Origin of the sequence: Streptomyces sp. S.PNR 29, assembly GCF_030386795.1 — a bacterium.
Taxonomy (GTDB): domain Bacteria; phylum Actinomycetota; class Actinomycetes; order Streptomycetales; family Streptomycetaceae; genus Streptomyces.
Genome location: NZ_JANUQM010000032.1, coordinates 1 through 7,797, shown reverse-complemented (window position 1 = coordinate 7,797; position 7,797 = coordinate 1). Strand labels below are relative to the sequence as shown.

Annotated in this window: 2 protein-coding genes; both read left to right on the top strand. The window is 72.5% G+C overall.

Translation table 11 applies throughout. From position 1 onward, the window contains the following. The first annotated feature begins 10 nt into the window (after positions 1–10). Entirely contained in the window at positions 11–7,477 is a 7,467-nt protein-coding gene (locus tag NW895_RS41020) for a type I polyketide synthase (protein ID WP_289942345.1), read from the top strand. Between the two features lie 47 nt (positions 7,478–7,524). Beyond that, positions 7,525–7,797: beta-ketoacyl synthase N-terminal-like domain-containing protein (locus NW895_RS41015; RefSeq protein ID WP_289942344.1), on the top strand; the 273-nt coding region annotated here is incomplete at its 3' end.

Genomic DNA, 7,797 nt, shown 5'->3' with positions numbered 1-7,797 from the left:
GGGGGTGTCGGTGGCGGCGGTCAACGGGCCCGCGTCGGTGGTGGTCTCCGGAGAACTGGCCGCTCTGGACCGGCTGGTGGCCATCGGTGAGGGGGAGGGGGTGCGGGTCCGTCGGATCCCGGTGGACTACGCCTCGCATTCGGTGCAGGTGGAGCGGGTTGCCGACCGGTTGGAGCGGGAGCTGGCGGGAGTGTCGCCGGGGACTGGGCGGGTGCCGGTGTATTCGACGGTGGAGGCCGCTTGGGTGGACGGTGGTCGGCTGGATGCCGGGTACTGGGTGCGCAACCTGCGTCGGCCTGTGCGGTTCGAGGAGGCGGTGCGTGGGCTGCTGGACGAGGGCTTCCGGTTCTTCGTCGAGTGCAGCGCCCACCCGGTCCTGGCCCCCGCGATGGAGGACACGCTGGCCGCAGCCGGGTCCCCGGACGCTGTCGTGACGGGAACGCTGCGCCGGGACGAGGGCGGTCCGGAGCGTGTGCTGACGTCGGCCGCCGAGGTCTTCGTCCGCGGTGCGAACGTCGACTGGTCCACCGTCACCGGCACCCCGCACACCCCCACGGATCTGCCCACCTACGCCTTCCAGCGCCGGCGGTACTGGCTGGACGCGCCCGCACCTCACACCACCACCACACCGGACACCGATCCCGTGGACGTGCGGTTCTGGAGCGCCGTGGAGCAGGAGGACATGGGAGCTCTCGCGACGACGCTCGATGTGGAGGGCGCGGCGGACCGGGACTCCCTGGAGGCCGTGCTGTCCCTGCTGTCCCCCTGGCGTCGCGAGCGCCGCAGGAAAACCGCGGTCGATTCCTGCCGCTACCAGTTCGTCTGGCGGCCGCTGACCGGAAGTTCGCGGGTGCGCCTGTCCGGCACCTGGCTCCTGGTCGCACCCCGGGACCGTACGGCTGCGCACGAGCAGCTCGTCGTACGGGTGCGGGACGGTCTCGCAGCGGGCGGGGCCGAGGTGGTCGTCCTCAGGGTGTCCGAGGAGGACACCGACGGCGAGCGTCTCGGCCACCGGATCGCCGAGGAGCTGAAGCACTCCGAGGACACGGATCGCTCACTGGCCGGAGTGCTGTCCCTCATCACCGCGGAATCCGGCGGTGCTGAGGCGGGAACTGCCCTGGCCCTTTCACTGCCGAGCGCCCTCCAGGCCCGTTCCCTCGACGCCCCCCTCTGGTACGTCACCCACAACGCGATGTCCGTGCGACGCGCCGACCGCGTCCACGACGCGACGCAGGCAGCGGTGTGGGCACGCGTCCGTTCGGTCCTTCACGAGAACCCGCAGCAATGGAGCGGGGGCATCGATCTGCCGGAGGCCGTCGACGAGCGCACCCTGCGCAGGATGTGCGGGGTCCTGTCCGGCGGCCACGCAAACGGCAGCGAGCTCGCGCTGCGCGCATCGGGAGCGTTCGTCCGGCGCCTGGTGCGGTACCCCACGGGCGACCGGCCCGCGGCCGCCGCCGGATCGCGCTGGGGCGGCGGCACGGTGGTCATCGCCACGAGCGGTGGGATGCCGGACCCGCAGATCGTGCACTGGGCGGTCGCGGCGGGCGCCGGGCGTGTCGTCCTGGCCGGGCGCGACCTCGGCACGCGAGGCGATGAGACCGCCGAGCTCCGTGACAAGCTCTCGGCCCGGGCCCCCGCGGTCGAACTGAACGCCCGGTCCGTCGATCTGAGCGAACTCGACGCCGTGGCCCGGCTCATGGGCGAGGCCGCCGACATGGAGTCTCACCCCCTGCGGGCGGTGGTGTACGTGGCCGCCGACAGCGCGGTACCGCCGGAGGCCGCCCGGCAGGAGGCGTTGCACCTCCACGAGTGCACGCAGGACCGAGAACTCGACGACTTCGTTGTCATCTCCTCTGCCGAGGGAGCCCTGGCACGGGACGGGCGTACCACCGAGGCGGTGACGCACGCCCTCCTGTCGGTCCTGGTCCAGCAGCGCGCGGCCAGTGGGCTGCCGGCCCTGTCGCTCGCCTGGACTCCCGCAGGCAGATCCGCGTCGCTGCCCGAGGACATCCAGCTCGCCGCGGTGCAGCAGGCTGTGGCGGAGCACCGGCCGGGAACACACCTGCTCATCGGAGACTTCGGCGGGCCGGCGAACGAGGCGGCACTGCCCGGCGCCCTCTTCGCGGAGTCGGCCGACGAGGCAGCAAAGAGCCGGCGTACGGCCGTGGCCGTGGCTGGGGCTGGGGCTGCGGACGGGGAGGCTGAGGCACCGGACCGGGCGCCGTGGGAGCGGCGACTGCGCGGGCAGAGCGAAGCCGAGCAGCGACGCCTCCTGCGTCAGCTGGTGCGGGAACAGGCCGCGATGGTCCTGAAGTTCGACTCGGCCGAAGAGGTGGAGACCGCGCGCCGCTTCCAGGAAGCCGGCATGGACTCAGCACGGGCCTTGGAGCTGCGCAACCGCATCGGTGCCGCGACGGGTCTCCGGCTGCCCACCACCGTGGTCTTCGACCACCCCACGCCGGCCGCGCTGGCGGATCTCCTGCGGACCGAGCTCATGGGCAGCGCGGCCGACCAGGCGGAGGCGTCCCCACAGGCACCGTCCGCGCCGGACGCTTCGGCACCGGACGCTTCCGCATCGGAACCGCTGGCCATCGTCGGCATGAGCTGCCGCTACCCCGGGGACGTACGCTCCGCCGAGGACCTGTGGCGCCTGGTCGCCGAGGGGCGGGACGTGATCGGCGCGTTCCCGGCGGACCGCGGCTGGGACCTGGACACGCTGTTCGACGACGACCCCGGGCGGGCGGGTACGAGCTACACCCGGCAGGGCGGGTTCCTGCGGGACGCGGCGGAGTTCGACGCGGCGTTCTTCGGGATCTCGGCGAGCGAGGCGCTGGCGATGGATCCGCAGCAGCGGCTGATGCTGGAGACCTCGTGGGAGGCGCTGGAGCGGGCGGGCATCGATCCGCACGCGCTGAAGAACACGTCGACCGGGGTCTTCGCAGGCGCCATGGCGCAGGACTACGCGCCGCGGCTCGCCGCCCTGCCGGAGGAGCTCGAAGGCCGGATGCTGGCGGGCAACGCCGCGAGCGTGGTCTCCGGCCGGGTCGCCTACACGCTCGGTCTTGAGGGCCCCGCGGTGACCGTCGACACGGCCTGTTCGTCGTCGCTGGTGGCCCTGCACCTGGCGGCGCAGGCGCTGCGGAACGGCGAGTGCTCACTGGCGCTGGCGGGTGGGGTGACGGTGATGGCGAGCCCGCTCGCGTTCGTGGAGTTCAGCCGGCAGCGGGGGCTCGCACCGGACGGCCGGTGCAAGGCGTTCTCGGCCGACGCGGACGGCACGGGCTGGGCCGAGGGCGCCGGAGTCGTCGTACTGGAACGACTCTCGGACGCCCGCCGCAACGGCCACCCGGTGCTGGCCGTACTGCGCAGCTCGGCTACCAACCAGGACGGCGCGAGCAACGGGCTGACAGCCCCCAACGGCACCGCCCAGGAACGGGTGATCCGTCAGGCCCTCGCCAAGGCGGGCCTGACGGGCGCCGACGTGGACGCGGTGGAGGCCCACGGCACGGGCACCACGCTCGGCGATCCGATCGAGGCACAGGCCCTGCTGGCCACCTACGGCCAGGACAGGGCCGGGGACCGGCCGCTCTGGCTCGGCTCGCTCAAGTCGAACATCGGCCACGCACAAGCGGCCTCCGGCATCGGTGGTGTGATCAAGACGGTGATGGCGCTGCGCCACGCCGTACTGCCCCAGACGCTGCACGCCGACGAACGTTCCCCCCACGTGGACTGGTCGGCGGGCGCCGTGGAGTTGCTGACCGAACCCCGGGAATGGCCGGCCACCGGTCACCGGCCACGGCGCGCCGCCGTCTCCTCGTTCGGCATGAGCGGCACGAACGCCCATGTCATCCTTGAGGAGGCGCCTGAACAGGCATCCGCACGGACGCCTGAACAGACACCCGCACCGACACCTGAAGACTCCGCGCCTGCGAGCCATGACGCCCAGGCCGGACCGGCCGCGCTGCCCTGGCTCCTCTCAGCGAAGTCCCCAGCGGCCCTGCGCGCCCAGGCGGCGTCCCTGTGGAACCACATCGACGCCCGGCCGTCCCTCGCTCCCCGTGATGTCGCCTACTCGCTCGCCGTCACGCGCGCCGCGCTCGACTACCGCGCGCTGCTGTCGGCGGAGGACCCCGAGGAGACACGCGAGGCCCTGGCCGCCCTCGCCGCCGGAGAGCCGTCGCCCAAGGTCACATACGGGATCGCCGACCCCGAGCGCAGGACCGCCTTCCTGTTCACCGGGCAGGGCAGCCAGCGCCTGGGCATGGGCCGGCTGCTGTACGCGGCGTACCCGCCCTTCGCCGAGGCCCTGGACACCGTGTGCGCCCACTTCGACCTGCACACCGAGACGCCTCTGCGCGAAGTCGTGTTCGCCGAACCGGGCACCGCGGCAGCCGGGCTGCTGGACCGTACGGAGTACACCCAGCCGGCCCTGTTCGCCTTCGAGGTCGCGATGTTCCGGCTGCTGGAGGTCTGGGGCGTGACCCCGGACTTCCTGCTCGGGCACTCGATCGGGGAACTGGCCGCCGCACATGTGTCCGGGGTGCTCCCGCTCGCCGACGCCTGCGCGCTGGTGGCCGAGCGCGGCAGGCTGATGCAGGCGCTGCCCGAGGGCGGTGCCATGGCGGCGGTCCAGGCGACCGAGACCGAACTCGCCTCCCTGATCGCGGACCGGGAAGACCGGGTGGCCGTCGCCGCGGTGAACGGGCAGCGGTCCGTCGTCGTCTCGGGCGACGAGGACGTGGTCCTGGAGATCGCTGAACACTGGGCGGCGCGGGGACGGAAGACCAAGCGGCTGCACGTCGGCCACGCCTTCCACTCCCCGCACATGGACGGCATGCTGGACCGCTTCCGCGAGCTGGCGCGGACCCTGACGTACCACGCTCCGCGCATCCCGCTGGTGTCGAACGTGACCGGCAGGGTGGTGGCCGCCGAGGAGATCGCCACGCCCGAGTACTGGGTGCGCCACGTCCGGGAGGCGGTGCGCTTCCGGGACGGCATCAAGGAGTTGTCCGCCCTCGGCGTGAACACGTTCGTCGAAGTGGGGCCCGGCGGCGCGCTCGCCGCGATGGCGCAGGACTGCCTCGACGAGCGGGACGAGCGGGAGAACCAGCAGGAACAGCCGTCGGCCCGGACGGAACCGGTCACGGTGATCACCGCCGCCGCGCACTCCGCGGGGCCGGAGCACGGAGCCGTGCTCGAAGCCCTGGCCACGCTCCACATCCACGGACTGGAACCGGACTGGCACGCGGTGTTCTCGGGCAGCGGAGCCCGTACCGTCGACCTGCCCACCTACGCCTTCCAGCGGCAGCGGTACTGGCTGGACAGCAGCCGGCCGGCAGCTCCTGTGTCCGACGCGCATTCCGGATCCACGGGCAACCCGCTCGGGGAGGGCATGCGGTACGTCGAGCGGTGGCGCCCGTGGACCTCTCTCGGCCTGCCGGTCCTGCGTGGCCACTGGATCGTCGCCCTCCCGGCCGACCAGGCCGACAGCACACTCGCGCAGGCCTGCCTCACGGGCCTGCGCCGCCGAGGCGCCGACGTCCACCCGCTCCTCGTCGAGCCCGGCACGGCCGACCGGTCCACCGTGGCACAGCGGATGCACCGGACCGCGTCCGACATCGCGAGCAACGGAGGAACAGTCAGTGGCGTCCTCTCGCTGCTGGCCGCGCTCGCCACGGACACCACGTGGGTGTCCGCCGCGCCGCCGTCCGGCCTGGAGATGACGCTGGCGCTCGTCCAGGCCCTGGGCGATACGGGTGTCGAGGCTCCGGTGTGGTGCCTGACGCGCGGCGCGGTGTCCGCCGCCGGCGCTGCGGCAAAGGACTTCGACGACCGTACGGTGAGCCCAGCCCAGGCCGCCGTGTGGGGGCTGGGCAGGGTGGTGGCCGTCGAGCACCCCGAACGCTGGGGCGGGCTCATCGACATCCCCGCAGACACCGGGCCTGCCGCATGGGGCAGCCGGCAGGACACCGACCGGCTGTGTTCCGTGCTCGCCGACCCGGCGGGAGAAGACCAGATCGCGCTGCGCCCCGGCGGCGCTCACGTACGGAGACTGGTACGGGCCGCGTCGGACCGACGTCCGGCCCCGGACGGAACCGAAAGCGCGGGGGCCTGGCAGCCCAAGGGGACGGTGCTCGTCACCGGCGGCACCGGCGCGCTCGGTGCCCAGGTCGCCCACTGGCTCGCCGCGGCGGGTGCCGAACACCTCGTCCTGGTCAGCCGCCGCGGGGAACAGGCCTCCGGTGCCCGCCGACTGCGGCAGGAGCTGGCAGCCGCCGGAGCGGCGGTGACCATCGCGGCGTGCGACGTATCCGACCGCTCGTCGGTGGCACGCCTGCTGGCGACGCTGCCCGACGGCCCGCAGCTGACCGCGGTCGTGCACACCGCGGGCGTGGTGGACGACGGCGTGGTCGACGCACTGGCTCCGGAGCGTCTGGCGACAGTCCTGGGGCCGAAGGCGAACGCCGCGATCCACCTCCACGAACTCACCCGGGACAGGAACCTGGAGGCGTTCATCCTCTTCTCCTCCGTCGCCGGAGCCGTGGGCAACCCGGGCCAGGCCAACTACGCCGCCGCCAACGCCGTCCTCGACGCCCTCGCCCAGCGGCGCCGGGCCCAGGGCCTGACAGCCACGTCGATCTCCTGGGGACCCTGGGCCGGGGCGGGGATGGCGGAAGGCGAGATCGCCGACGGGCTCGCCCGACGAGGTGTGACGGCCATGTCCGCCGCCACCGCCATGGTCGCGTTCGCGTCAGCGGCGCACAGTGAGGACGCGGGATTCGTCTGTGCCGACATCGACTGGGACCGGTTCCTGGAGCAGGAAGCGGGGGAGTGGCGTCAGCCGTTGTTCGACGAACTCTCCTCCCTCCGGACCGCCAGGCCGGGGACCGATGAGCCCGCCGACGCGTCAACGGCCGACGCGGCCGGGACCGCACTGCGCCGTCGGCTGCTCGCGGTCCCGGCCGCCGAGCGGGAACGTCTACTGCTGGACCTGGTACGCAAGGAGACCGCTGCCGCTCTGGGCCATCACGGCCTGGACCAGGTACGCCCGTCCGGCGGCTTCCTCGACCTGGGAGTCGACTCCCTGACCGCAGTCCGACTGCGCAACCGCATGCGCGCCGCCACAGGCCTGAGCCTGTCCACCACGCTCCTCTTCGACCATCCGACCCCAGCGGCCCTGGCCCGGCACCTCGACGCCGCGCTGGACGCCGAGGAATCCCCCGGCACCCGGAACGGGGCGACAGGGACGTCCGACTCCGTGCTGGCCCAGGTAGGCAGTCTGGAACAGGTGCTGGCCTCCACCCCGCCCGAGCCGAAGGTACGGGAACAGATCGTCGAACGCCTTCAGGCGCTCATCTCCCAATGGCACCCCGACGCCTCTCAGCCCGCCGCCGCACGCGGGGGAACCGATCTGGACGAGGCATCCGACGATGAGCTGTTCGGGCTCATCGGCGAGGAATTCGGCATCTCCTGAGCCATCGGCAGTCTTTAGCATTCGCCCTATCGCGGAGGAACCGCATCATGAGCGACGACAAACTCCGTTACTTCCTCAAGCGGGTCACAGCGGAGCTGCGAGAAACAAAGGATCGGCTGGAACGGTTCGAACAGCAGAACAACGAGCCGATCGCGATCGTGGGGATGGGGTGTCGTTTTCCGGGGGGTGTGTCCTCTCCGGAGGATCTGTGGCGTGTTGTTGTGGGCGGGGTGGATGCTGTGGGTGGGTTTCCCGCGGATCGGGGTTGGGATCTGGCGGGGTTGTTCGATGGGGATCCGGAGCGTGTGGGGGCGAGTTAC